20 protein-coding genes and 4 tRNA genes are annotated in these 24,649 nt (G+C 64.5%); 20 read left to right on the top strand and 4 right to left on the bottom strand.

The features are described from left to right. The 7 genes from NGM28_RS20230 (at window position 1) to NGM28_RS20200 (ending at window position 3,831) form a co-directional block, all read left to right on the top strand. On the top strand, window positions 1-1,212 hold the full coding sequence (locus NGM28_RS20230) for an O-succinylhomoserine sulfhydrylase (protein ID WP_240065167.1): 1,212 nt from the start codon (window positions 1-3) through the stop codon (window positions 1,210-1,212). Further along, window positions 1,209-1,982 carry an SDR family oxidoreductase gene (locus NGM28_RS20225; RefSeq protein ID WP_213660226.1) on the top strand — a complete coding sequence of 258 codons (774 nt, stop codon included), beginning with the start codon at window positions 1,209-1,211 and terminating at the stop codon, window positions 1,980-1,982. The genes NGM28_RS20230 and NGM28_RS20225 overlap by 4 nt, the downstream gene beginning before the upstream one ends. 235 nt (window positions 1,983-2,217) lie before the next feature. Then, a tRNA-Val gene (locus NGM28_RS20220) sits at window positions 2,218-2,293 on the top strand. A gap of 81 nt (window positions 2,294-2,374) precedes the next feature. Further along, window positions 2,375-2,451, top strand: a tRNA-Asp gene (locus tag NGM28_RS20215). An 84-nt stretch (window positions 2,452-2,535) separates the two neighbouring features. Next, window positions 2,536-2,612: transfer RNA gene (locus NGM28_RS20210), tRNA-Asp, on the top strand. A gap of 136 nt (window positions 2,613-2,748) precedes the next feature. Further along, a tRNA-Asp gene (locus tag NGM28_RS20205) sits at window positions 2,749-2,825 on the top strand. Window positions 2,826-3,021: 196 nt separating this feature from the next. Next, window positions 3,022-3,831 (top strand): DUF2242 domain-containing protein, encoded by an 810-nt coding sequence (locus NGM28_RS20200; RefSeq protein ID WP_240065168.1) that lies wholly within the window; start codon window positions 3,022-3,024, stop codon window positions 3,829-3,831. Between the two features lie 230 nt (window positions 3,832-4,061). Here NGM28_RS20200 and NGM28_RS20195 read toward each other — a convergent pair whose 3' ends face one another. Together NGM28_RS20195 and NGM28_RS20190 are read right to left on the bottom strand one after the other, a co-directional pair. Beyond that, on the bottom strand, window positions 4,062-5,102 hold the full coding sequence (locus tag NGM28_RS20195; RefSeq protein ID WP_240065169.1) for an AraC family transcriptional regulator: 1,041 nt from the start codon (window positions 5,100-5,102) through the stop codon (window positions 4,062-4,064). A gap of 4 nt (window positions 5,103-5,106) precedes the next feature. After that, window positions 5,107-6,225, bottom strand: a complete 1,119-nt coding sequence (locus NGM28_RS20190) for a nitrilase-related carbon-nitrogen hydrolase (protein ID WP_240065170.1) — start codon at window positions 6,223-6,225, stop codon at window positions 5,107-5,109. 194 nt (window positions 6,226-6,419) lie between these two features. Here NGM28_RS20190 and NGM28_RS20185 point away from each other — a divergent pair, with 194 nt between their 5' ends. Together NGM28_RS20185 and NGM28_RS20180 are read left to right on the top strand one after the other, a co-directional pair. Next, window positions 6,420-8,456 carry an NADPH-dependent 2,4-dienoyl-CoA reductase gene (locus NGM28_RS20185; RefSeq protein WP_252091228.1) on the top strand — a complete coding sequence of 679 codons (2,037 nt, stop codon included), beginning with the start codon at window positions 6,420-6,422 and terminating at the stop codon, window positions 8,454-8,456. A gap of 173 nt (window positions 8,457-8,629) precedes the next feature. After that, the gene (locus tag NGM28_RS20180) at window positions 8,630-9,523 is read left to right on the top strand and encodes a 1-aminocyclopropane-1-carboxylate deaminase/D-cysteine desulfhydrase (protein WP_252091227.1); all 894 of its coding nucleotides are present in this window, start codon (window positions 8,630-8,632) and stop codon (window positions 9,521-9,523) included. Here the strand turns inward: NGM28_RS20180 and NGM28_RS20175 are convergent. Next, window positions 9,514-10,059 carry a cytochrome b gene (locus tag NGM28_RS20175; RefSeq protein WP_240065173.1) on the bottom strand — a complete coding sequence of 182 codons (546 nt, stop codon included), beginning with the start codon at window positions 10,057-10,059 and terminating at the stop codon, window positions 9,514-9,516. The two genes, NGM28_RS20180 and NGM28_RS20175, sit on opposite strands and share 10 nt — an antisense overlap. 174 nt (window positions 10,060-10,233) lie before the next feature. On the opposite strand from NGM28_RS20175, the gene NGM28_RS20170 reads away from it, so the two are divergent. Beyond that, window positions 10,234-11,853: a WG repeat-containing protein gene (locus NGM28_RS20170; RefSeq protein WP_252091226.1), complete on the top strand. Its 1,620-nt coding sequence runs from the start codon at window positions 10,234-10,236 to the stop codon at window positions 11,851-11,853. 40 nt (window positions 11,854-11,893) lie between these two features. Here the strand turns inward: NGM28_RS20170 and NGM28_RS20165 are convergent, their stop codons facing one another. Further along, window positions 11,894-12,874, bottom strand: coding sequence for a DUF1853 family protein (locus NGM28_RS20165; protein ID WP_252091225.1), 981 nt, complete (start codon window positions 12,872-12,874; stop codon window positions 11,894-11,896). A 44-nt stretch (window positions 12,875-12,918) separates the two neighbouring features. On the opposite strand from NGM28_RS20165, the gene NGM28_RS20160 reads away from it, so the two are divergent. From NGM28_RS20160 to NGM28_RS20115, 10 genes are all read left to right on the top strand, one after another. Next, window positions 12,919-13,809 carry an NAD(+) kinase gene (locus tag NGM28_RS20160; protein WP_011532967.1) on the top strand — a complete coding sequence of 297 codons (891 nt, stop codon included), beginning with the start codon at window positions 12,919-12,921 and terminating at the stop codon, window positions 13,807-13,809. Beyond that, entirely contained in the window at window positions 13,809-14,780 is a 972-nt protein-coding gene (locus NGM28_RS20155; protein ID WP_213660235.1) for a metallophosphoesterase, read from the top strand. The genes NGM28_RS20160 and NGM28_RS20155 overlap by 1 nt, the downstream gene beginning before the upstream one ends. Beyond that, window positions 14,777-15,655: a rhomboid family intramembrane serine protease gene (locus NGM28_RS20150; protein WP_252091224.1), complete on the top strand. Its 879-nt coding sequence runs from the start codon at window positions 14,777-14,779 to the stop codon at window positions 15,653-15,655. The genes NGM28_RS20155 and NGM28_RS20150 overlap by 4 nt, the downstream gene beginning before the upstream one ends. A 13-nt stretch (window positions 15,656-15,668) precedes the next feature. Further along, window positions 15,669-15,929, top strand: a complete 261-nt coding sequence (locus NGM28_RS20145) for a YeaC family protein (RefSeq protein ID WP_011532970.1) — start codon at window positions 15,669-15,671, stop codon at window positions 15,927-15,929. Continuing rightward, window positions 15,926-16,756 carry a DUF2797 domain-containing protein gene (locus NGM28_RS20140; RefSeq protein ID WP_252091223.1) on the top strand — a complete coding sequence of 277 codons (831 nt, stop codon included), beginning with the start codon at window positions 15,926-15,928 and terminating at the stop codon, window positions 16,754-16,756. Before NGM28_RS20145 ends, NGM28_RS20140 begins: the two co-directional genes overlap by 4 nt. Window positions 16,757-16,768: 12 nt before the next feature. Continuing rightward, the gene (gene pepN, locus NGM28_RS20135) at window positions 16,769-19,426 is read left to right on the top strand and encodes an aminopeptidase N (RefSeq protein WP_252091222.1); all 2,658 of its coding nucleotides are present in this window, start codon (window positions 16,769-16,771) and stop codon (window positions 19,424-19,426) included. 277 nt (window positions 19,427-19,703) lie between these two features. Next, window positions 19,704-20,720, top strand: a complete 1,017-nt coding sequence (locus NGM28_RS20130) for a WD40/YVTN/BNR-like repeat-containing protein (protein ID WP_240065179.1) — start codon at window positions 19,704-19,706, stop codon at window positions 20,718-20,720. After that, window positions 20,717-23,119, top strand: a complete 2,403-nt coding sequence (locus NGM28_RS20125) for an efflux RND transporter permease subunit (protein ID WP_252091221.1) — start codon at window positions 20,717-20,719, stop codon at window positions 23,117-23,119. The genes NGM28_RS20130 and NGM28_RS20125 overlap by 4 nt, the downstream gene beginning before the upstream one ends. Before the next feature lie 106 nt (window positions 23,120-23,225). Then, a complete protein-coding gene (locus NGM28_RS20120; protein ID WP_252091220.1) occupies window positions 23,226-23,513 on the top strand; it encodes a DUF5629 family protein in 288 nt (95 codons plus the stop codon). After that, on the top strand, window positions 23,479-24,606 hold the full coding sequence (locus NGM28_RS20115; RefSeq protein WP_252091219.1) for a lactonase family protein: 1,128 nt from the start codon (window positions 23,479-23,481) through the stop codon (window positions 24,604-24,606). The genes NGM28_RS20120 and NGM28_RS20115 overlap by 35 nt, the downstream gene beginning before the upstream one ends. The last annotated feature ends 43 nt before the right edge of the window (window positions 24,607-24,649 follow it).

The following is a 24,649-nucleotide window of genomic DNA, read 5'->3' as shown; positions in this document are numbered from 1 at the left end:
ATGACCGAACAATGGGATGCCGGTCGACTGGACAGTGACCTCGAGGGTGTCGGTTTCGACACCCTGGCGGTGCGCGCCGGTCAGAACCGCACGCCGGAGGCCGAGCACAGCGAAGCGCTGTTCCTGACCTCCAGCTATGTCTTCCGCACGGCTGCCGATGCCGCTGCGCGCTTTGCTGGCGAAACGCCAGGTAATGTCTATTCGCGCTACACCAACCCGACCGTGCGCGCCTTCGAAGAGCGCCTGGCTGCGATGGAAGGGGCCGAGCAGGCCGTGGCCACCTCGACCGGCATGTCGGCGTTGCTCGCCGTGGTGATGTCGCTGTGCAGTGCCGGTGACCATGTGCTGGTTTCGCAAAGTGTATTCGGCTCGACCATCAGCCTGTTCGAGAAGTACTTCAAGCGTTTCGGCGTGCAGGTGGACTATGTGCCGCTGGCCGACCTGAGCGGCTGGGAGCAGGCCATCAAGGCCAATACCAAGCTGCTGGTCGTCGAGTCGCCGTCCAACCCGCTGGCCGAGCTGGTGGATATCCCGGCGCTGGCCGAGATCGCCCATGCCCGTGGCGCCATGCTGGTGGTGGACAACTGCTTCAGCACGCCCGCGCTGCAGCAACCGCTAAAGCTCGGTGCCGACATCGTGTTCCACTCGGCGACCAAGTTCATCGACGGCCAGGGCCGTTGCATGGGCGGTGTAGTGGCGGGGCGCAGCGAGCAGATGAAGGAAGTGGTGGGTTTCCTGCGCACCGCTGGCCCGACCCTGAGCCCGTTCAACGCCTGGGTCTTCACCAAGGGCCTGGAAACCCTCAAGTTGCGCATGCGTGCGCATTGCGAGAGTGCCCAGGCGCTGGCGGAGTGGTTGGAGCGCCAGGACGGTGTGGAGAAAGTTCACTACGCCGGCTTGCCGAGCCATCCGCAGCACGAACTGGCCAAGCGCCAGATGAGTGGCTTCGGTGCGGTGGTCAGTTTCGAGGTCAAGGGGGGCAAGGAGGGCGCCTGGCGCGTCATCGACGCCACTCGGGTCATCTCGATCACCACCAACCTGGGCGACAGCAAGACTACCATCGCCCACCCCGCGACCACCTCCCACGGTCGCCTGACGCCGCAGGAGCGTGAAGCGGCAGGGATCCGTGACAGCCTCATCCGTGTCGCTGTCGGCCTGGAAGACCTGGCCGACCTGCAAGCGGACCTGGCGCGCGGCCTGGCGGCGCTGTGATCGACTGGAAGGCTGGCGAACCCGACCACAATGGTCGGGTGGCCCTGGTGACCGGTGCCGCCCGCGGTATCGGCCTGGGCATCGCCGCCTGGTTGATCTGCGAAGGCTGGCAGGTGGTGCTCAGCGACCTGGACCGCCAGCGTGGCGCCAAGGTCGCCAAGGCGCTGGGCGACAACGCCTGGTTCATCTGCATGGATGTGGCCGACGAAGCCCAGGTCAGTGCCGGGGTTTCCGAAGTGCTGGGGCAATTTGGCCGGCTGGACGCGTTGGTCAGCAACGCGGCCATCGCCAACCCGCACAACCAGACACTGGAAAGCCTGTCGCTGGCCCAGTGGAACCGTGTGCTGGCGGTCAACCTCAATGGTCCGATGTTGCTGGCCAAGCACTGTGCGCCTTACCTGCGTGCCCACGGCGGCGCCATCGTCAACCTGACCTCCACCCGTGCCCGGCAATCCGAGCCGGATACCGAGGCCTATGCGGCGAGCAAGGGTGGCCTGATGGCGTTGACCCATGCGCTGGCCATGAGCCTGGGGCCGGAAATTCGCGTCAATGCCGTCAGCCCGGGCTGGATCGATGCCCGTGACCCATCGCAGCGTCGAGCGGAACCGTTGAGCGAAGCCGACCATGCCCAGCACCCGGCAGGCAGGGTAGGGACGGTGGAGGATGTCGCGGCGCTGGTGGCGTGGTTGCTGTCGCGCCAGGCGGGGTTCGTCACTGGCCAGGAGTTCGTGGTCGATGGCGGCATGACGCGCAAGATGATCTACACCTGAGCTGCAAGCTTCAAGCTTCAAGCTTTAAGAGGGGGCCGTGACGTCCCCTTTGTCTTTACCACGGTCGAATACGGTGGTGCAGGCGACGGGAGCTTTTCCTTGTCGCTTGCAGCTTCAAGCTTGAAGCTGTTTTTCCCCTTTTTGAAAAAAAATTCAATGGGGGTATTGACTTAGCATCGGTACCTGCGTAAATTTCGCGGCCTCAGCGAAGCAAACGCAACAAGCAACATCGCGGGGGTGATTAGCTCAGCCGGGAGAGCATCTGCCTTACAAGCAGAGGGTCGGCGGTTCGATCCCGTCATCACCCACCACTTCCTGAGGACGTTTCTAGTACAGAGTGCTTTGCAAAAAGTACGCTGGCAGAGAGAAACAGGACGCAAGTCCAGCTATGCGCGGCGGTAGTTCAGTCGGTTAGAATACCGGCCTGTCACGCCGGGGGTCGCGGGTTCGAGTCCCGTCCGCCGCGCCATTTTTTCTCCAGATGGGTGTTCACACCGGTCTGAGGCCGCAAGGCCAGATCCCAGTTTCAATCAGGTGCAAGCCTGAACGATACGCAGCGGTAGTTCAGTCGGTTAGAATACCGGCCTGTCACGCCGGGGGTCGCGGGTTCGAGTCCCGTCCGCTGCGCCATCTTCGCGTCGAGTCCCTAGAACAGCTCGAAGCAAAACGGAAAGAGGCAATGCTCTTTTTTCGTTCCTGGTTTTCGCGCCATGTGCGCTTGAGAATCTGGATCCCAGTTTCAATCGGGTGCAAGCCCGGATGATACGCAGCGGTAGTTCAGTCGGTTAGAATACCGGCCTGTCACGCCGGGGGTCGCGGGTTCGAGTCCCGTCCGCTGCGCCATATTCGCCTCAAGGTCCCTTGAACACCTCGAGGCAACAAGAAAGCGACCTTAGGGTCGCTTTTTTCGTTTCTGCCTCATGAAAGGCTAGGGGTCATCAAATACACCCAACTGACACAGTCTTCACCGATCAATGGTTTCAGCAGGTGATCGATGTGATGCACAATACGCCCCATTCGTATCTTCCCGGAATTGGCAATGTCTAGATCAACCGTCTATGGCGCGCTCGGGCTGGCCCTTGTGCTGGCGGGCGTTTCCGGCTGCTCCTCGAAAAAAGCCGCTGTCTACGAGCATGAGAACTTCGATGACTCCGGCACCTTTTCGCGCAGCTTCCCGGTCAGTGAGGCAAGTACCTGCGAAGCTGCCAGGCGTGCACTGCTCAGCCAGGGCTACATCATCACCAGCAGTGATGCGAACCAGGTAGCCGGCAACAAGAGCTTCCAGCAGAACGCCGAAAACCACATGCAGATCAGCTTCAACATCACCTGTGTGCCCGACATGGGCGACAAGCAGCGTTCGACCATGTTCGCCAACGCCCTGCAGGACCGTTACACCCTGAAGAAATCCAACACCTCCGCCAGCCTGGGTGTGGGTGTGCTGGGCTCGGTGTCGATGCCGATCGGCTCCACCGACGACTCGATGGTCAAGGTCGCCAGCGAAACGGTGACCGCGTCGCAGTTCTACGACCGCTACTTCGCGTTGGTGGAAAGCTACTTGCCCAAACCCAAGGCCGCGAAGAAGGCCGAGGCAGCCGTCGAGCCGGCCAAGGTGGAAAAACCAGCTGCCGAGCTGGGCTTGCCGGAGCCTGCGCCGACCGCGCTGGCGCCCGCAACGGCACCGGAGCCGGCAGCACCTGCGCAGCCGGCTGCGCAGGTGCCAGCCAGCGAAGCCCCGGCGACCCCTGTCGTGGATAGCCAAGGCTCCCAGCCGGTCGCGCCACCGGTGGAGGCTGCTCCAATCCAGGTGCAGCAAGCACCGGGCGCCGAACAGGCGCCAGCACCGTTGTGACAGTGGTCATGCACTGTTACAGCTTGCGCGGGTAATGTTTCGGGCGCCTGCTACGTTTACTTGTCACGGGGATGTAACCATTCCTTCATTTGGCCGACCTAGATTGACGGCAGACCCGCGAATGATGAGTGAAGAGGAAGCAGGCTGATGGACGACTACCAGGAAGAACTTCTCGAATTCCAGGCTTATGAACTGGACACGCCAGAGCCCGCGGATGACGCTACCGAGCTCTAGCCCACCTGCCGCTGAAGGCGGCGAAACTCTCCCGGTGTAAGGCCCGTCCAGCGCTTGAACGCGCGCTGGAAGGCTTCCGCCGAAGCAAACCCCAATAGATAGGCGATTTCGCCAAAGGCCAGCTCCGTGTCACGGATGTAGGTCTCGGCAAGGTCCTGCCGTGTGTCGTTGAGCAGGTTGCGAAAGCGCGTACCTTCCTCGGCCAACTTGCGCCGCAAGGTCCAGGTGGGTAGTTGCAGGTGCCGCGCCACTTCCTCCAGGTCTGGTTCGCGTCCACCGTTGAGCAAAGGGCCCAGCAGGTGGGTGATGCGCTCGCCCAGGCTGCGTACCCGGGTGCGCAGGGCCAGTTCCGCTTCGCACAGTTGCAACAGGTGCTGCCAGGTGCTCGGGCAATGGTGCGGGTTGGCCAGGGCAAGCGTGGTCTGGCCCAGGCGCAACTGGTTGGCCGGGGCACCGAACACTACCGTGCCACTGCACAAGCTTTGGTATTGCGCGGCGTAAGTGGGCGACTCGAATTCGATCTCCAGCCGCTCGGCTTGTACCGGGCGCTGCACAAGGGCGCTCAGCTGTGCCAGCCAGCCGGCCAGCAACGAGTCGACCACGAAGCGGTTGTAGGTGTTGTAGGGGCTGATGGAGTAGAAGCGCAGCCAGGCACCCTGATTGTCCTCCTGAAAGCTCGACTGGCCACGGTAGTTGGCGGCATACAGTGGCTCGAAGCGCAGCAGTGTGCGAGCAGCCTCGCCGAGGGTAGGGGCCTGGGCGGCGGTCACGCCCGCGAGCCCGGCTTGGGCCAGCTGGCTCAGGCGGCCCATGCGCAGGCCCAGTGCCGGTTCACCGCTCATCGCGATGGCGGCATGGCCCAGATGCATGTAGCGCGGGATCGACAATCGCGCGCCTGGTTCGGCCAGGCGCTGGGTATCGAGCCCGTAGCGTAGCAGGAGGGGGTGCGGATCATGGCCGAGTTGCGTCAGTGCCTGAGCCAGCGGTTGGACGAATCCTACCGACAGTTCACCCAGGCGCACACGGAGGCGGGGCATGTTGTCACAACCACAGGTTCAGCAGGCGTGCACCATGGCTGGTACTACCCGCCCAGAGGACGCCGGCCTGGCTGGCGAAGCCCTGGCCATCGCCACTGAGCTCCCAGAACTGGCCGCGCAGGAACACGCTCATGCTGGTGACACCCTTGCTGGCAGCTTGGGTCAGTTGTTGCCACGCGGCCTGCTCGCTGACCTGGCCGCGCCGCAGCGGCAACTGCGCCGCCGCAGGCTGGTGGCGGTTGCCACGCCAAGGGGCTTGCCACTGTTGCTGGCCACTGAGGAAAACCGGGTTGGCGATCAGTTGCACCGACTGTTCGGCCAGTTGCTGGTGGTTGGCTGGGTACCAGCTGTCGCTACCCACCAGCACGCCCAGGCGGCCGGCGGGGGTCTGCACGATGTGCAGCGGATGCTGGCGACCCTCATGGATATAGCGTCGGGTTTCGCTATCCGGGTACTGCTGGTGCTGGGGTTGCCCCAGCACGCCGCCATCGCTGCCGAAGACCACGCTGGTGTTGAACAATGGGCCGTCACCCGCATGCAACCGGCCGTTTTCGACATAGGGGGCGGGGAGAACGATCGAGCCGGCCACCAGGGTGACGCCGAATTCCCGCGCCAGGCCGCCGAACAGTTGTTGGTAGTCGTTGGCCATCTGCGCGGCCTTCATGCGCAGGTGCGCATCGCCGCGGCGGTCGTTGCCGCTGGCTGCAAGCAGCGCCAGGCCGTAGCGCAGCGGGTTGCTCAGCTCGAGCCATTGCCAGGCTTCGCGACGGTGGGTGACCTGGTACAGCTCGTTCTTTTCACCTCGGGCCCAGAGCCAGGTGCCGATGTGCTCAGGCAGTACCACCACGGTCCGGGCGTTGACCAGCCCCCTGCCGCGAGCCTGGTCCAGGTAGGCGGATAGTTTGCGGTGCAGGCGCTCGAGGTTCTGGTAGTCGCCTGGGTATAGCAGGGGCTCGACACCCAGCAGGTTGCCCTGGTTCCCAGGCACGCCCTGGTCGAGCGCCAGTTCGATGCGCAGATCAGAAAGGTAATGGCCTTCCGGACGCTGCGAGGTCCAGAAGCCGTAGGCGAACAGCGTGGTGATGACAACCAGTGCCAGGGCGCTGGCAAGCAGTTTTCCCATGGAGCGGTTCTGCGCAATGTGGAATGAGGTGCCCTAGGGTAAGCCTGCTGTGCAGCAGGATCAATAAGTTGTCAGTTTCGATCATTGAGGGTGTTCAAACGCCTGTTTAATGTCGGCATCAGACAAACGACGGGCCCCGCCGGACTGGAAGAGGCGCCCGCATTCCGTGATCACGCCAACTGTGGAGCACCTCCATGGCAAACGCCCATTACCCACACCTGCTGGCCCCCCTCGACCTGGGTTTCACCACTTTGCGCAATCGTACCCTGATGGGTTCGATGCACACCGGACTTGAAGAGCGCCCGGGCGGTTTCGAGCGTATGGCGGCGTATTTCGCCGAGCGTGCCCGCGGGGGTGTCGGGCTGATGGTCACAGGGGGGATCGCGCCGAACGATGAAGGCGGCGTCTACTCCGGCGCGGCCAAGCTGAGTACTGAGGAAGAGTCTGACAAGCACCGTATCGTCACCGAGGCGGTGCATGGGGCCGGTGGCAAGATCTGCCTGCAGATCCTCCACGCCGGGCGTTATGCCTACAGCCCGAAACAGGTGGCGCCGAGCGCCATCCAGGCGCCGATCAACCCGTTCAAGCCCAAGGAGCTGGACGAGGAGGGTATCGAGAAGCAGATCCGTGACTTCGTCACCTGCGCCAGCCTTGCCCAGCGTGCCGGCTACGACGGCGTCGAGATCATGGGCTCGGAAGGCTACTTCATCAACCAGTTCCTCGCCGCCCACACCAACCACCGCACCGACCGCTGGGGCGGCAGCTACGAGAATCGCATGCGCCTGGCGGTGGAGATCGTGCGCCGGGTACGTGAAGCGGTGGGGCCGAATTTCATCATTATCTTCCGCCTGTCCATGCTCGACCTGGTCGAGGGTGGCAGCACCTGGGACGAGATCGTGGTGCTGGCCAAGGCCATCGAGCAGGCCGGCGCGACGCTGATCAACACCGGCATCGGCTGGCACGAGGCGCGTATCCCGACCATCGCCACCAAGGTGCCGCGCGCAGCGTTCAGCAAGGTCACCGCCAAGCTGCGCGGCGCGGTGAAGATCCCGCTGGTCACCACCAACCGCATCAACACGCCGGAGGTGGCCGAGGCGGTGCTGGCCGAGGGCGATGCCGACATGGTGTCCATGGCCCGGCCGTTCCTGGCCGACCCGGATTTCGTCAACAAGGCGGCCGAAGGTCGCGCCGACGACATCAACACCTGCATCGGCTGCAACCAGGCCTGTCTGGACCACACCTTCGGCGGCAAGCTGACCAGTTGCCTGGTCAACCCGCGTGCCTGCCATGAAACCGAACTCAACTACGTGCCGGTGCGTACCGTCAAGCGCATCGCCGTGGTCGGCGCCGGCCCGGCTGGCCTGGCGGCTGCCACGGTGGCCGCCGAGCGCGGTCACAAGGTGACCCTGTTCGACGCGGGCAGCGAGATCGGCGGGCAGTTCAACGTGGCCAAGCGTGTGCCGGGCAAGGAAGAGTTCTTCGAGACCCTGCGCTACTTCCGCAACAAGGTGAAGAGCACCGGTGTCGACCTGCGCCTGAACACCCGGGTCGACGTGGCAGCGCTGGTGGCGGGCGAATACGACGAGATCATCCTGGCGACCGGCATCGCCCCACGCACCCCGGTGATCCCGGGCATCGACAACGCCAAGGTGCTCAGCTACCTGGACGTGCTGCTGGAGCGCAAGCCGGTGGGTGAGCGGGTGGCGGTGATCGGTGCCGGCGGCATCGGCTTCGATGTGTCCGAGTACCTGGTGCACAAGGGCGTAGCCACCAGCCAGGACCGCGAGGCGTTCTGGAAGGAGTGGGGTATCGATACGCAGTTGGAGGCCCGTGGTGGCGTCGCGGGTATCAAGCCTGAACCCCATGCTCCGGCGCGCCAGGTGTACCTGCTGCAGCGCAAGAAGTCGAAGGTCGGCGACGGCCTGGGCAAGACCACTGGCTGGATCCACCGCACCGGCCTGAAGAACAAGCATGTGCAGATGCTCAACAGCGTCGAGTACCTGAGCGTGGACGATGCCGGGCTGCATGTGCGCATCAATGAGGGCGAGCCGCAGCTGCTGGCGGTGGACAACATCGTCGTCTGCGCCGGCCAAGAGCCGCTGCGCGAGCTGCAGGAAGGGCTGGTGGCGGCCGGGCAGTCGGTGCACCTGATCGGCGGCGCCGACGTGGCGGCCGAGCTGGATGCCAAGCGCGCGATCAACCAGGGTTCGCGGTTGGCCGCGGAGTTGTGATAACCCAGTGAGCCTGTGTTGACAGTTCAGGCCCATTCGCCGGCAAGCCGGCTCCTACAGGAATCGCGCCGACCTCACGGTACCTGTAGGAGCCGGCTTGCCGGCGAACACGGGCGCAGCCCGTGCCATCCTTTTCGCGATCCGTCTGCCCGGGCACCTGATAGACTCGCGCCATGCCCGAGTTCTCCCTTCCCCAAGCCCCTCTGCAGCGCCTCGCTCTACCCTGGCTCCAACAAGCCCAGGTCGAGCTCGCCGTCCTGCGCCTGGACCTGATCGACCCACTGATCAGCGGCAACAAATGGTTCAAGCTGCGCCACCACCTGGCTGAAGCCCGTGGGGCTGGAGCACCGGGCTTGATCAGCCTGGGCGGCAACCATTCCAACCACCTCCATGCCCTGGCAGCGGCCGGCAGGCGGTTCGGCTTCGCCACCGTCGGCTTGCTACGTGGGCAGCCGCAGGAGACGCCGACAGTAAGAGACCTGAGGGCACTGGGCATGGCGCTGCACTGGCTGGGTTTCGGTGGCTACCGCGCCCGTCATGAGCCCGGCTTCTGGCAGCCCTGGCAAGCCCGCTATCCGGGCTGGCATTGCATTCCCGAAGGCGGTGGCGGGCTGGCGGGCGCTCGGGGGTGCGGGTTGATCGTCGAGCAGTGCAAGGCACAATTGGCCACGCTGGGCTGGGCGGACTACGACGCCTGGTGGCTGGCGGCCGGTACCGGCACCACCCTGGCGGGCTTGGTGCTGGCGGAGGCTGGTGAGCATGAGGTCCACGGCGCCCTGGCGGTGCCACGGGATCACGGCGTGCCCGAAACGGTCGAGGCACTGGCCGGCTTGCAGGGGTACAGGTTGCACGAGGCCTGCCGGGGTGGTTTTGCGCGTATCGATGACACGTTGCTGGCATTCATCGAGCAAACCGAGCATCTGACCGGCATGCCATTGGAAGCCCTCTACACCGGCAAGGCGCTACTGGCCCTGCGTGACCAGGTGGAGGCCGGGCGTTTTCGCCCGGGCACCCGCCTGGTCTTCCTGCACACCGGTGGCCTGCAGGGGCGCCGGGGTTACTTGTAGGGCAGCATGCGCAGCAGCGTGTTGTCGCGCCGCACATAGTGGTGGTACAGCCCCGCCACGGCATGCAGCCCGATCAGCCAGTAGCCCCAGCTGCCGATGCGTTCGTGCCAGCCCTTGATGAACTTGGCCAGGTCCGGATCGGGCGCGACGATGGCCGGCAGGTCCAGGCCATAGAAGGGGATTGGTTTGTCAGCGGCGCTGAGGATCGCCCAACCCGCCAGCGGCAGGCCGATCATCATCAGGTACAGCAGCAGGTGCACCAGGTGCGACAGGCCGGTCTGCCAGGCCGGGGGCTTGGGCACGATCGGTGGCGTGGGGCGCGACAGGCGCACGGCCAGGCGCAGCCAGACCAGCACGAACACGGTCAGGCCAAGCATGAAGTGCAGGTCTTTCATCAGGTCGCGCTCGGCGCTGCCCTTGGGGAACAGGCCGCGCAGTTCGATGCAGGCGTACACGGCGGCCAGCAGCACCAGCATCAGCCAGTGCAGGGCGATCGACAGCCGCGCGTAGTGGGCCGCAGGGGTGGATGAAACCATGGTGGGTCCTCGTCATCAGGTCGGAATGGGCGCTCTTGCTGGCGCCTGTCTCTCACTCTAATCGCTGGAATGGAAAATTGTTTGCTTCAGATCTATCTAGCACGGCCGACACAGCGGGCTGGGTGGTGGCTTTGGGCCTGCACCCGATTTCCATCGCACAAGGATCCTGTGTCAATGAAACCCCTCATCTCCACCCCTCGGGTCGCGCTGTTCGGCGCCCTGTCCCTGCTGCTCGCCGGCTGTGAGCAAGCCCCGGCGGTCAAGACGCCACCGATTGCCGCCCTGACCATTCCGCTGTGCGTGAACGACGAATGCGCGGTACTGGACCAGAACGGCGCCTTCCGTGTCGCGCCGGGCAGCGAGTTCACCCAGCTCTACACCCAGCCCTTCAGCAACGCCTTCATCTTCGGCCGCGGCGATTACTGGCACCTGGCCAGTGGCGACGGCAAGCAGGTGATCCGTGCCGACCTCACCGATTCGCTCTATACCCTGACCCCGGGCCTGTTCGGCTATGACCACAATGGCAAGGTCGGGGTGATGGACGAGCAGGGCAAGGACGTCCAGCCGGCCATCTTCGACACCGTCTATGTGGGCGGCGACAACGATTTCATCGTCTACGAGATCGGCGAACTGCGCGGCATCCTTACGCCCCAGGGCGAGAAGGTCAGCGAGGCGGTATTCGACTCGATGTACGTGCGTGAAGATTTCGCCAAGCGCGGCAACTGGGTGCTGGCCGAGCGCCAGGGTGAAAACTGGGGCTACAACCTGCAGACCAAGGTGCTGCGCAAGCTCGACTTCGACACCATTGTCAGCGCGGCCGACGGTCACCTGGTGGTTTCCCGCGAGGGCGCTGCCGGCAAGGGCCTGGCGGACGCCGCCGGCAACCTGGTGATCCCGCTCGAGAAGGGTTGGCTGGGTACGCCGGGCGGTGGCCTGGTGGCCTTCCGCGACAGCTACGACAAACCGTGCGGTTACCTGGACTACCAGGGCAAGGTGGTGATCGAGGCGCAGTACCAGAGCTGCGAAACCTTCGGCAAGGTGGGTGGCATGGTGCAGTTGCAGCGCACCGAGGAAGACCGTGGCAAGGCCGGCATGATCGGCCATGACGGCAAATGGCTGATCCAGCCCGAGTACGATTCGATCGGCGACGCCGGCATGGGTCTGCTCGGCATGAGTGGCCATCGCCCGGGCTTCAACCATATTGGCAAGCTGCAGAACATGTTCCTGGCCACCTACGGCACCATCGACCTGGACCATGGCAAGGTGGTGTTCCAGCCCACCTACAAGCAGATCGGCCTGGTTGCGCCGAACCGTTATGCCTTCTCTGAACTGAAATCGCCGAAGAAGATCGTGACGTTCATGGGGGTGCCGGACGAAGCCGTCACCGTGGGCCTGATGGACGAGCAAGGCAAGGTGTTGGTCAAGCCGGAACAGTTCGTGTCGTTCAAGCTGCTGGCTGACGGTCACCACCTGCTGGCGGCCGAGGGCAGCAAGTCGGATGCCGTGCGCGCGCTGTACGATCTGGATGGCAAGCTGCTGGTGCCCGCCAAATGGCAGGACGTGGTGGTCGATGAAGCGCGTGGCGCGATCTTCGCCTATCGGGTCGAGGGCAATGGCGACGACGCGGTGCGCACGCTGCGCGCCCTGTATCGCCTGGACGGCAGCGTGGTGTTCGACACCAACCGCCTGCCTTGCGGCGCGGAGCAGGTGGTCGACGGCAAGGGCCAGGTGCTGTGGCCGAAGGATGCCCAGGCGCATTGCCCGGCGCCTGAGCCGGTGGCCGAAGCGTCCTGACGCTTGAATACCCCGCCGTCAGTGAGGCGGCGGGGCCGTTTCAGCGTGGGGGGAGGTCAGGCCAGTCATCGGCCACCAGGAACATCCGTTCGACTTCTTCCCAGTGCCCTTGCGCCTGCTGCTCCAGTCGGGTCAGCAGGTGTGCATGGGCATCGGGCTCCAGCCCTTCGCGCCAGGCAGCGAAGCGTTCCGTGCTCCAGCATGCCGGTGCTTCGATTCGCGCCGGTGCCAGCCATGCCTGGCGGGGCAGGGGTTGCCAGCACCTGTTGTCGGCGACGTTCCATTCGCCATGGCGCATCCAGCTACCGCGCAGGTGGTCGGGATTGGCTCCTCCCGGCGATTGTGTTCGTCCTGCGTGTGGGTAGAACAGATAACCGCCAAGCCAGAGATGAGCCTGCACCTGGTCCAGGCCCAGCCCGGCCAGCACGGCGTGACTCTGTGGCCCGCTCGACATGGGCAACTGATGTTGTGTCAGGTGTGCCAGCTTTCTTCCCAATCGGTCATGGCAGCCGGGGCCAAGCCATTGGTCCGGGTCGCTGCCATCACCGCTGGGTGGCCCCAGGTAGAGTTTGATCGCCAGCTCCAGGTGATGAACGCCTTCACGGTCGCGCAGCACGATGTCCAGTTCGCCCAGGGTCCGCCCGCCATCGCGAATCGCCAAGTTGGCCGCCAGCAGCTCGATGCCCGGGGCCTGGCGCAGGGCAAACTGCCACAACGCCTCGTAGTAGAGCCCCAGGCGTCGGCTGGTCAGGCGCGACAGCCAGTCCAGCAGCGCTGTGGGGTCATGATCGAGCGCGCGCAGCCAGTCAGCCAGTTGCCCGGGGTCGTCGGCCCAGGCGCTGGCGCTCAGCGGGTGGCGTTGCGGGGCGCAGGCGTCGTCCAGCAGCGGCGGCGACAGGACCGCCCACGCCAGGTCGCGCACGGCAGGCTGGCGCAGCTGGTGGAGCACGGGCTGCAGATCGGCGAAGGGCATCATCCTGCGAGCATAGCCGGTTTGCCGCTGGCCGGTCCTTTCGCCCATAATCGCGGCATTGTCACCCCGCCGCAGAGCCTCGCAGGAGCACCATGGAGCAATTTCGCAATATCGGTATCATCGGACGCCTTGGCAGCTCCCAGGTGCTCGACACCATCCGCCGACTGAAAAAATTCCTCCTCGAGCGCCACCTGCACGTGATCCTCGAGGACACCATCGCCGAAGTGCTGCCCGGCCACGGCTTGCAGACCTCCACGCGCAAGCTGCTGGGCGAGGTGTGCGACCTGGTCATCGTGGTCGGTGGCGACGGCAGCCTGTTGGGCGCCGCCCGGGCCCTTGCCCGGCACAACATCCCGGTGCTGGGGATCAACCGCGGCAACCTGGGGTTCCTCACCGATATCCGCCCCGACGAGCTGGAAGAGAAGGTCGCCGAGGTGCTCGACGGTCACTATCTGGTCGAGAACCGCTTCCTGCTGCAAGCCGAAGTGCGCCGCCACAACGAGGCCATTGGCCAGGGCGATGCGCTCAACGATGTGGTGCTGCACCCCGGCAAGTCGACGCGGATGATCGAGTTCGAGATCTACATCGACGGCCAGTTCGTCTGCAGCCAGAAGGCCGACGGCCTGATCGTCGCCACCCCGACCGGCTCCACTGCCTATGCGCTTTCTGCCGGCGGCCCGATCATGCACCCCAAGCTCGACGCCATTGTCATCGTGCCCATGTACCCGCACACGCTGTCGGGCCGGCCGATCGTGGTGGATGGCAACAGCGAGCTGAAGATCGTCGTGTCCAAGGACCTGCAGATCTACCCGCAGGTCTCCTGTGACGGCCAGAACCACTTCACCTGCGCCCCCGGCGATACCATCACGGTGAGCAAGAAGCCGCAGAAACTGCGCCTGATCCACCCGCTGGACCACAATTACTACGAGGTCTGCCGCACCAAGCTCGGCTGGGGCAGCCGCCTGGGAGGCAGGGACGACTGATGCTCGATCCGGCGCGCAGTTTCGACATCATCGGTGACGTGCACGGTTGTGCGCTCACCCTCGAACGCCTGCTCGACGCGCTCGGCTACAAGCGGGTGGGCGGGGTGTGGCGGCATCCGCGGCGCCAGGCGCTGTTCCTCGGCGACATCGTCGACCGTGGCCCGCGCATCCGCGAGGCGCTGCACATCGTGCATGACATGGTCGAGGCCGGTCAGGCCTTCTGCATCATGGGCAACCATGAATACAACGCCCTGGGCTGGGTTACCCCGGCGCTGCCCGGCAGCGGCAAGGCGTATGTCCGCGAGCACACGCCGCGCCATGCGCGGCTGATCGACGAAACCCTCACCCAGTTCGCCCAGCACCCCGGCGACTGGCACGACTTCATCCAGTGGTTCTACGAGCTGCCGCTGTTCGTCGACGCCGGCCGGTTCCGCCTGGTGCATGCCTGCTGGGACCACCAGTTGATCGAGCCGCTGCGCCAGCAGTATCACGACGGGCGTATCGACGAGCATTTCGTCCAGGCCTCGGCGGTGTCCGGCAGTTTTGCCAGCACGGTGTGCAACCGCCTGCTGCGGGGCACCGACATGCGCTTGCCGGACGGCCTGACGCTCACCGGTGGCGATGGCCTGACCCGCGCCTTCTTCCGCACCAAGTTCTGGGAAGAAGACCCGCAAACCTACGGTGACATTGTGTTCCAGCCCGATGCACTGCCGGATGAGGTGGCCCGTACACCGCTCAGCCACAGCCAGAAAAATGCCCTGCTGCGCTACGCCGAGGACGAGCCGCTGCTGTTCGTCGGCCATTACTGGCGCAGCGGCCGGCCGGCGCCGATCCGCGCCAACCTGGCCTGCCTCGACTACAGCGCGGTGCTGTACGGCAAGCTGGCGGCCTACCGGCTGGATGACGAAACCCGCATCGACCCGCACAAGTTCGTCTGGGTCGATGTCGAACGCCCGCAGGCCAGCCAATGAACGTGATCGAAGTGTTGCGCCTGCCGCTGACGGTCGACCTCGGCGGCTTCGTCGCCCTGCTGCGTCGCCTGCAAGTGCCGCACCGGGTGGTGGAGGAGGGCGAGGAACAGGTGCTCTGGGCGCCCCCCGCGATGGCCGACGACGTGCGCCAGCTGTACCAGCGCTTCCCCGACGGCAACGCCGATGTGGAACTCCCCGTGGCGACCGACTTGCCGGCAAACACCCCTGCGGTGCCTTCTCTCAAGGAACAGGCCCGTGCCTGCAAGGTCACCGCCACGGTCCTGTTCCTGAGCCTGGTGGTGGCCGGCCTGACCAGCCTGGGTGACAACCTGACGACCATCGCCTGGTTCACTTTCCTGCCATTCCAGGTGCAGGGGGACTACATCTACTTCACCTCATTGCCCCAGGCGCTAGCCGAAGGCCAGTGGTGGCGCCTGGTGTCGCCGATGCTGCTGCACTTCGGCGTGCTGCACCTGGCGATGAATGGGCTGTGGTACTGGGAACTGGGCAAGCGCATCGAACTGCGCCAGGGGCCGTGGATGCTGCTGATGCTGACCTTGCTGTTCAGCCTGGTGTCCAACCTGGCCCAGCATTTCAGCAGCGGCCCGAGCTTGTTCGGTGGCCTGTCCGGCGTGCTGTACGGCTTGCTCGGGCATGTCTGGCTGTACCAGTGGCTGGCACCCAATCCACAGTTCAGCCTGCCCAAGGGTGTGCTGGTGATGATGCTGGTCTGGCTGCTGGTCTGCCTGAGCGGCGTGGTCGGCCAACTGGGTTTTGGCCAGATCGCCAACGCCGCCCATGTCGGTGGGTTGCTCATCGGATGCCTGACCGGCCTCTTGGGCGGAGGACTCGCCAGGCGTAGACTGTCGGCCTGACTGAGGAGACACCATGTCCACATTCGCGCAAATGATCGAAAACATCACCCCCGAGATCTACGAGAGCCTGAAAACGGCCGTGGAAATCGGCAAATGGTCCGACGGCCGCAAACTGACGGCTGAACAGAAAGAGCTGTCGCTGCAGGCGGTGATCGCCTGGGAGATGAAAAACCTCCCCGAAGAGCAGCGCACCGGCTACATGGGCCCGCAGGAATGCGCCTCGAAGTCCGCGCCGATCGCCAACATCCTGTTCAAGTCGGACTCGGTACATTGATCGAACTCGCTCGTGGCTCTCTGAGCAAGATGGCGGTGCGCCTGGACGCACCGGTCGTTCAATACAGTTTCCGCCTGGATGACACCGAGGTGCCGGTCAACCCGCTGATCGGCCAGTCGATCCGCCTGGAATACCTCGGCGCGATCCACTGCACCCATTGCGGCAAGCGTACCAAGACCAGCTTCAGCCAGGGTTACTGCTACCCGTGCATGACCAAGCTGGCCCAGTGCGATGTGTGCATCATGGCCCCGGAAAAATGCCACTACGACGCCGGCACTTGCCGTGAGCCGTCGTGGGGCGAGCAGTTCTGCATGACCGACCATGTGGTGTACCTGGCCAACTCGTCGGGCATCAAGGTCGGCATCACCCGCGCCACGCAACTGCCCACCCGCTGGCTCGACCAGGGTGCCAGCCAGGCGCTGCCGATCATGCGTGTGGCCACCCGCCAGCAATCCGGGCTGGTCGAGGATGTGCTGCGCAGCCAGGTGCCGGATCGCACCAACTGGCGCGCACTGCTCAAGGGCGATGCTGAAACGCTCGACCTGCCGGCCATCCGCGAACAGATCTTCGACGCCTGCGCCGACGGTCTCCGTGGCCTGCAGGAGCGCTTCGGGCTACAGGCCATCCAGCCGCTGCCCGACGCCGAGGTGGTGCAGATGCGCTACCCGGTCGAGGCCTACCCGAAAAAGATCGTCAGCTTCAACCTCGACAAGGACCCGGTCGTGGAAGGCACGCTGCTGGGCATCAAGGGCCAGTACCTGATCTTCGATACCGGCGTGATCAACATTCGCAAGTACACGGCCTACCAACTGGCCGTGCTCCAGTAAAGGATCGTCACCATGCGCACTGAACAACCGCAAGTGATCTACCTCAAGGACTATCAGGCCCCCGAGTACCTGATCGACGAGACCCACCTGACCTTCGAGCTGTTCGAGGACCACACCCTGGTGCACGCGCAGTTGGTCATGCGCCGCAACCCCGAGCGCGGTGCCGGCCTGCCGCCGCTGGTACTTGATGGCCAGCAGTTGGAGCTGCTGAGCGTCCAGCTGAATGATCGTGTGCTGGCCGCCAGCGACTACCAGTTGGGCGATGACAGTCTGACCGTGCAGCCGGACGCCGAGAAGTTCACCCTCGACACCAACGTGAAGATCCATCCGGAGAGCAACACCGCGCTGGAAGGCCTGTACAAGTCCGGCAAGATGTTCTGCACCCAGTGCGAGGCCGAGGGCTTCCGCAAGATCACCTATTACCTCGACCGCCCGGACGTGATGAGCACCTTCACCACCACGGTGATCGCCGAGCAGCATCGCTACCCGGTGCTGTTGTCCAATGGTAACCCGGTCGGTAGCGGCCCACAGGAAGATGGCCGCCACTGGGCGACCTGGGAAGACCCGTTCAAGAAGCCGGCCTACCTGTTCGCCCTGGTGGCGGGTGACCTCTGGTGCAAGGAAGACACATTCGTTCGCCAGTCAGGCCGCGATGTGACCTTGCGCATCTATGTCGAGCCGGAAAACCTCGACAAGTGCGACCACGCCATGGTCAGCCTGAAGAAGTCCATGCGCTGGGACGAGGAAGTCTATGGTCGCGAGTACGACCTGGACATCTTCATGATCGTCGCGGTCAACGACTTCAACATGGGCGCCATGGAAAACAAGGGCCTGAACATCTTCAACTCCAGTTGCGTGCTGGCCCGCGCCGAGACCGCCACCGACGCCGCCCACCAGCGGGTCGAGGGCGTGGTCGCCCACGAGTACTTCCACAACTGGTCGGGCAACCGCGTGACCTGCCGCGACTGGTTCCAGCTGTCGCTCAAGGAAGGCTTCACGGTGTACCGCGACGCCGAGTTCAGCGCCGACATGAACTCGCGCACGGTCAAGCGCATCGAGGACGTCGCCTACCTGCGCACCCATCAGTTCGCCGAGGATGCAGGCCCCATGGCCCACCCGGTGCGCCCGGACAGCTTCATCGAGATCTCCAACTTCTACACCCTGACCGTGTACGAAAAGGGCGCGGAAGTGGTGGGCATGGTCCACACCCTGCTGGGCGCCGAGGGCTTCCGCAAGGGCAGCGACCTGTACTTCGAGCGCCACGATGGCCAGGCGGTGACCACCGACGACTTCATCAAGGCCATGGAAGACGCCAACGGCGTCGACCTCACCCAGTTCAAGCGCTGGTACAGCCAGGCTGGCACGCCACGCCTTGAGGTCAGCGAACAGTTTGACGCCGCCGCGCAGACTTACAGCCTGACCTTCCGTCAGAGCTGCCCGGCGACGCCGGACAAGGTCGAGAAGTTGCCGTTCGTGATCCCGGTGGCCCTGGGCCTGCTGGACGCTCACGGCAACGACCTGCCCCTGCGCCTGGGCGGCGAAGCGCAGGCCGTCGGTACTTCGCGCGTGCTGTCGGTGACCGAGGCCGAGCAGACCTTCACCTTCGAAGGTATCTCTGCCAAGCCGCTGCCGTCGCTGCTGCGCGGCTTCAGCGCGCCGGTCAAGCTGAGCTTCCCGTACGACCGCGACCAGTTGATGTTCCTGATGCAGCACGACAGCGACGGCTTCAACCGCTGGGAAGCGGGGCAGCAGTTGTCGGTGCAGGTACTGCAGGAACTGATCGGCCAGCACCAGCGTGGTGAAGCGCTCAAGCTCGACCAGCGCCTGATCACCGCCCTGGGCACCGTGCTGGGCAACGAAGCGCTGGACCCTGCCATGGTCGCCGAGATGCTTTCGCTGCCAGGCGAGGCGTACCTCACCGAGATCAGCCAGGTGGCTGATGTCGATGCAATCCACGCCGCCCGCGAGTTCGCCCGCCAGCAGATCGCCGAGCAGTTGTTCGACGCCCTGTGGGTGCGCTACCAGGCCAACCGCGAGGTCTCGCGCAAGACCGCCTACGTGGCCTCGGCCGAGCACTTCGCCCGCCGCAGCCTGCAGAACATCGCGCTGTCGTACCTGATGCTGGGTGGCAAGCCGCAGGTGCTGGAAGCGACCCTGGAGCAGTTCGACCAGTGCGACAACATGACCGAGCGCCTGACCGCGCTGGCGGTGTTGGTCAATTCGCCGTTCGAAGCCGAGCGGGGCAAGGCGCTGGACGCCTTCGCCGAGCACTTCAAGGACAACCCGCTGGTCATGGACCAATGGTTCAGCGTGCAAGCGGCCAGCGCGCTGCCGGGCGGGCTGGCGCGGGTCAAGGCATTGATGGAACACCCGGCCTTCACTTTGAAGAACCCGAACAAGGTGCGGGCGCTGGTCGGCGCTTTTGCCGGGCAGAACCTGGTCAACTTCCACGCCGCCGATGGGTCGGGGTACCGCTTCCTGGCGGACCTGGTGATCGAGCTCAATGCGCTGAATCCGCAGATTGCTTCGCGTCAACTGGCGCCGCTGACCCGCTGGCGCAAGTATGACGACAAGCGTCAGGCGCTGATGAAGGGCGAGCTGGAGCGGATTCTCGCTTCCGGGGCGCTGTCCAGCGATGTGTATGAGGTGGTGAGCAAGAGCCTGGCGTAAGCCGCTGAGTAGACATTGGGGCTGCTGCGCAGCCCATCGCGGGTAAACCCGCTCCTACAGGGACTGCACAAAACCCTGTAGGAGTGGGTTTACCCGCGAAGGGCCGCGCAGCGGCCCTAATTGTTTTTGTGGTTAACAAAACATAACGTCCCGCTCGTTGTGTTCTGTCGGACAATCCCGATAGCATGGCCCGAAGCTATTCCAGGGCTCTGGAACAGGGTTTTCGCAGTACCTGGCAATAGATTGACCCACCACAAGAACACAACAGGGGGCAGTCATGAGAGAGCGGACAACGGTTCGCCACACGCTGGCAGCCAGCGCAATGCTGGCACTGGCGCTGGGTATCGGGGCAGGCAACGCCCTGGCGGCGGTGGCCGCCGAGCAATACTCGACCGAATCGCCCAAGGCCAGCCAGAGCCTGCTGATCGGCGTCACCCATGCAGGCAAGCGTCTGGTGGTGGTCGGTGACCGCGGCCATATCCTGTTCTCTGACGACCAGGGCAAGACCTGGACGCAAGCCCGGGTGCCCACCCGGCAACTGCTTACCGCGGTGTTCTTCCTCGACGACAAGCGCGGCTGGGCCGTCGGCCATGATGCGCAAATTCTTGCCAGCAGCGATGGCGGCGCGACCTGGAGCAAACAGTTCGAAGACCTCTCCCGCGAAGCCCCCTTGCTCGACGTGCGCTTCCTCGACCCGCAGCACGGCTTCGCCGTCGGCGCCTATGGCGCCCTGCTCGAAACCCTCGATGGCGGCCAGCACTGGCAGGACGTCGCCGAACGCCTGGACAACCCCGACCAACTGCACCTCAACGCCATCACCACGGTGAAGGACGCCGGCCTGTTCATCGTCGGCGAGCAGGGCAGCATGTTCCGCTCCAGCGACAACGGCCAGGTCTGGTCGAAGGTCGAAGGCCCCTACCAGGGTTCGCTGTTTGGTGTGATCGGCACCGCACAGCCCAACACCCTGCTGGCATACGGCCTGCGCGGCAACCTGTTCCGTTCGACCGATTTCGGCGACACCTGGCAACCGATCGAACTGCAGGCCGAACGCGGCCCGCTCGAATTCGGCCTGGCAAGCGCTACGCTTCTCGATGACGGCAGCCTGGTGCTGGTCGGTAATGGCGGCAGCGTACTGCGCAGCCATGACGACGGGCAAACGTTCAGCGTGCGCAACCGCGCCGACCGCATCGCCCTGGCCGGGGTCAGCGGCCTGGCCAGCGGTGGCCTGCTGCTGGTCGGGCAGGGCGGCGTGCACCTGGCTTCGGCCGATGGCACCGGGGAGGTGCGTCCATGACTAGCCGGGAGAGCTTCGACATGCATCAGCAGCACCACAAGGACAAGGCCACGCTGCTCGAGCGGCTGATCTTCAACAACCGCCCCGTGGTCATCGCCCTCTGTGTACTGGTGAGCATCTTCCTGTTCTGGCAGGCCACGCAGATCCGCCCGTCCACCAGCTTCGAGAAGATGATTCCGCTGCAGCACCCGTTCATCGAACAGATGCTCGAGCACCGCAACGACCTGGCCAACCTCGGCAACACCGTGCGGGTGTCGGTGGAGGCGGTCAACGGCGACATCTTCGACAAGGACTACATGGAGACGCTGCGCCAGATCCACGACGAGGTGTTCTACATTCCCGGCGTCGACCGTGCCGCCCTCAAATCGTTGTGGAGCCCCAGCGTGCGCTGGAGCGAGGTCACCGAAGAGGGCTTCTCCGGCGGCGAGGTGATCCCCAACACCTACAACGGCTCGCAGGACAGCCTCGACACACTGCGTGACAACGTGCTCAAGTCGGGCCAGGTCGGGCGCCTGGTGGCCAACAACTTCAAGTCGAGCATCATCGACATCCCGCTGCTGGAAAGCTTCCCCGACCCGCAAGACCCGGGCAGGCAGGTCAAGCTCGACTACCAGCAGTTCTCCCATCAACTGGAAGAAAAGATCCGCGACAAGTTCCAGGCGCAGAACCCGAACGTGAAGATCCACATCGTTGGTTTCGCGAAAAAGGTCGGCGACCTGATCGATGGCCTGGTGATGGTGGCGATGTTCTTCGGCGTCGCCCTGGTGATCACCTGGGCGCTGCTGTACTGGTTCACCTGGTGCATCCGCAGCACCATCGCCGTGCTCATCACCACCCTGGTGGCGGTGGTCTGGCAGCTTGGGCTGATGCATGCGGTGGGCTTCGGGCTCGACCCGTACTCGATGCTGGTGCCGTTCCTGATCTTCGCCATCGGCATCTCCCACGGGGTGCAGAAGATCAACGGCATCGCCCTGCAATCGAGTGACGCCGACAACGCCCTGACCGCCGCGCGGCGCACCTTCCGCCAGCTGTTCCTGCCGGGGATGATCGCCATCCTCGCCGACGCCGTCGGCTTCATCACCCTGCTGATCATCGACATCGGGGTGATCCGTGAGCTGGCCATCGGTGCCTCGATCGGCGTGGCGGTGATCGTCTTCACCAACCTCATTCTCCTGCCGGTGGCGATCAGCTACGTCGGCATCAGCCAGAAGGCCATCGCCCGCAGCAAGAAGGACGCCACCCGCGAGCATCCGTTCTGGCGCCTGCTGGCCAATTTCGCCAGCCCCAAGGTGGCACCGGTGTCGGTGGTGCTGGCCCTGCTGGCCTTCGCCGGCGGCCTCTGGTACAGCCAGAACCTGAAGATCGGCGACCTCGACCAGGGCGCGCCGGAGCTGCGCCCGGACTCGCGCTACAACCAGGACAACAGCTTCATCATCAACAACTACTCCACCAGCTCCGACGTGCTGGTGATCATGGTCAAGACCCCGGCCGAGCAGTGCTCGATCCACTCGACCATGGCACCGATCGACGAGTTGATGTGGACCATGGACAACACCCCCGGGGTGCAGTCGACCATCTCCCTGGTGACTGTGTCGAAGCAGGTCATCAAGGGCATGAACGAGGGCAGCCTGAAATGGGAGACGCTGTCGCGCAACCCGGACATCCTCAACAACTCCATCGCCCGCGCCGATGGCCTGTACAACGCCGACTGCTCGCTGGCGCCGGTGCTTGTGTTCCTCAACGACCACAAGGCCGAAACGCTGGAACGGGTCACCGCGGCCGCCAAGGCCTTTGCCGACAGCCACAACAAGGAAGGCTTGCAGTTCCTCCTGGCGGCGGGTAACGCCGGCATCGAGGCCGCCACCAACGAGGTGATCAAGTCGGCCGAGCTGACCATCCTCATCCTCGTCTACTTCTGCGTGGCGGTGATGTGCATGATCACCTTCCGCTCCTTCGCCGCGACCTTGTGTATCGTCCTGCCGCTGGTACTGACCTCGGTGCTGGGCAACGCGCTGATGGCGTTCATGGGCATCGGCGTCAAGGTCGCCACCTTGCCGGTGGTGGCCCTGGGCGTGGGCATCGGCGTGGACTATGGCATCTACATCTACAGCCGCCTGGAGAGCTTCCTGCGCGCCGGCCTGCCGTTGCAGGAGGCCTACTACGAGACCCTGCGCTCCACCGGCAAGGCGGTACTGTTCACCGGCCTGTGCCTGGCCATCGGCGTGTGCACCTGGATCTTCTCGGCCATCAAGTTCCAGGCCGACATGGGCCTGATGCTGACCTTCATGCTGCTGTGGAACATGTTCGGCGCCCTGTGGCTGCTGCCGGCGCTGGCGCGGTTCCTGATCAAGCCGAGCAAGCTGGCGGGCAAGGAAGGCGGGTCGATCTTCGCCCATTGATGTTGTGGCCTGTTCGCCGGCAAGCCGGCTCCTACGGATCATCGTAGGCGCCGGCTTGCCGGCGAACCTGGCTATAATGGCCACCTTTTGTTCCCCAGGTGCCCCCATGACCCTCGCCACTGCCCTCGAATCCTGCGACATGCTGCTGATCGACGGCCTGCACGCTTTCGACTTCTCCTTCGACGAAACCGGCCTGACCATCGAATGCATGGACGGCCGCCAGTTGCGCCGCTGGGCCTTCACCGCCGACCAGATCGCCGCCGCCACCGGTGCGGGCGACGACTGGAGCCTGAGCAGTGTCGACGGCGAGCATCGACTAGTCTGTATGAGTGCCTTCCGCGCCCCGGATGAAGAAGACGATGAACAGGAAATGGACACGCCTGCTGACCGCTAGCCTGATGACCCTGACGCTCGACGCCCAGGCAGCGACTTTGCTGGTGGGCAGCTATACCGATGGCGACAGCCAGGGGATCTATCGCTACGACTTCGATGAGCACGCAGGCCAGATCGCCAGTCAGCCACGGCAAGTGGTCAAGAGCATCAGCCCCTCATGGCTGGTGCTCTCCGCCGACCAGCGCCTGCTGTTCGCGGTCAACGAAACGCCGCAGGGCCATGTCAGCAGCTTCTCGTTGAGCAAGAACGGTGAGATCACGCTGCTGAACCAGGTGCCCAGCCAGGGTGATGAACCGACCCACGCCAGCCTCAGTCACGACCAGCGCTACCTGTTCGTCGCCAATTACGCCGTCGCCCCCGACCCGGGTGGCAGCCTGGTGGTGATCCCGGTGGCCAGGGACGGCAAGCTCAAGCCGGTGGTGCAGCAGGCGCGGCACACCCCGAGCAAGGTCAACCCCGAGCGTCAGGCCGGTGCCCATGTGCATTCGCTCGTGCAGTCACCCGATGGCCGCCATCTGTACGCTTGCGACCTGGGCGCGGACAAGGTGTTCATCTACCGCTATGACGGTGCCAGCCCCGAGCATCCATTGAGCCCGGCGATTCCGGCTGCGGTCAGCCTACCGCCCGGCAGCGGGCCTCGGCACCTGCTGTTCGACGCCAAGGGTCGGCATGCTTACCTGACCCTGGAAATGAGTGCTGAAGTGGTGGTGTTCGATGTGCAGGACGGCGCCCCGGTCGAACGCCAGCGCTTGCCGCTGACCGACAGCAAGGACGTTGCGGCGAAGGCTGCTGGCGGCCTGCATCTTTCGGCCGATGGCCGTTTCCTCTATGTGAGCAATCGCGGTACTGCCAACGAGATCGTGGTATTTGCCGTGGGCAAGGACGATGGTCGGCTCACCCTGTTGCAGCGCCGTTCGGTGGAGGGTGACCACCCTCGGGAGTTTGCCCTTGATCCGGATGGCAACTACCTGCTGGTGGCGAACCAGAAGAGCAACCAGATCGTGGTCATACGTCGCGATCCGAGTAACGGCAAGTTGGGGGATACGGTGCAGAAGCTGTCCCAGCAGGCGCCTTCGGACCTCAAGTTCCTGTAGGAGCGGCTTCAGCCGCGAAGCAAGCGACGCGGTGCCAGGCACC

This window comes from Pseudomonas sp. MWU13-3659 (assembly GCF_023757525.1).
Lineage (GTDB): Bacteria > Pseudomonadota > Gammaproteobacteria > Pseudomonadales > Pseudomonadaceae > Aquipseudomonas > Aquipseudomonas entomophila_E.
Note: the sequence above shows the minus strand (reverse complement) of the source record. Positions and strands in the feature narration are given on the sequence as shown.

What these genes read in the sequence shown, in the direction of transcription:
- NGM28_RS20230 (WP_240065167.1), top strand. Translation starts at nt 1, where the DNA reads ATGACCGAACAATGGGATGCCGGTCGACTGGACAGTGACCTCGAGGGT.
- NGM28_RS20200 (WP_240065168.1), top strand. Translation starts at nt 3,022, where the DNA reads ATGTCTAGATCAACCGTCTATGGCGCGCTCGGGCTGGCCCTTGTGCTG.
- NGM28_RS20195 (WP_240065169.1), bottom strand. Translation starts at nt 5,102, where the DNA reads ATGCCCCGCCTCCGTGTGCGCCTGGGTGAACTGTCGGTAGGATTCGTC.
- NGM28_RS20190 (WP_240065170.1), bottom strand. Translation starts at nt 6,225, where the DNA reads ATGGGAAAACTGCTTGCCAGCGCCCTGGCACTGGTTGTCATCACCACG.
- NGM28_RS20185 (WP_252091228.1), top strand. Translation starts at nt 6,420, where the DNA reads ATGGCAAACGCCCATTACCCACACCTGCTGGCCCCCCTCGACCTGGGT.
- NGM28_RS20180 (WP_252091227.1), top strand. Translation starts at nt 8,630, where the DNA reads ATGCCCGAGTTCTCCCTTCCCCAAGCCCCTCTGCAGCGCCTCGCTCTA.
- NGM28_RS20175 (WP_240065173.1), bottom strand. Translation starts at nt 10,059, where the DNA reads ATGGTTTCATCCACCCCTGCGGCCCACTACGCGCGGCTGTCGATCGCC.
- NGM28_RS20170 (WP_252091226.1), top strand. Translation starts at nt 10,234, where the DNA reads ATGAAACCCCTCATCTCCACCCCTCGGGTCGCGCTGTTCGGCGCCCTG.
- NGM28_RS20165 (WP_252091225.1), bottom strand. Translation starts at nt 12,874, where the DNA reads ATGGGCGAAAGGACCGGCCAGCGGCAAACCGGCTATGCTCGCAGGATG.
- NGM28_RS20160 (WP_011532967.1), top strand. Translation starts at nt 12,919, where the DNA reads ATGGAGCAATTTCGCAATATCGGTATCATCGGACGCCTTGGCAGCTCC.
- NGM28_RS20155 (WP_213660235.1), top strand. Translation starts at nt 13,809, where the DNA reads ATGCTCGATCCGGCGCGCAGTTTCGACATCATCGGTGACGTGCACGGT.
- NGM28_RS20150 (WP_252091224.1), top strand. Translation starts at nt 14,777, where the DNA reads ATGAACGTGATCGAAGTGTTGCGCCTGCCGCTGACGGTCGACCTCGGC.
- NGM28_RS20145 (WP_011532970.1), top strand. Translation starts at nt 15,669, where the DNA reads ATGTCCACATTCGCGCAAATGATCGAAAACATCACCCCCGAGATCTAC.
- pepN (WP_252091222.1), top strand. Translation starts at nt 16,769, where the DNA reads ATGCGCACTGAACAACCGCAAGTGATCTACCTCAAGGACTATCAGGCC.
- NGM28_RS20130 (WP_240065179.1), top strand. Translation starts at nt 19,704, where the DNA reads ATGAGAGAGCGGACAACGGTTCGCCACACGCTGGCAGCCAGCGCAATG.
- NGM28_RS20125 (WP_252091221.1), top strand. Translation starts at nt 20,717, where the DNA reads ATGACTAGCCGGGAGAGCTTCGACATGCATCAGCAGCACCACAAGGAC.
- NGM28_RS20120 (WP_252091220.1), top strand. Translation starts at nt 23,226, where the DNA reads ATGACCCTCGCCACTGCCCTCGAATCCTGCGACATGCTGCTGATCGAC.
- NGM28_RS20115 (WP_252091219.1), top strand. Translation starts at nt 23,479, where the DNA reads ATGAACAGGAAATGGACACGCCTGCTGACCGCTAGCCTGATGACCCTG.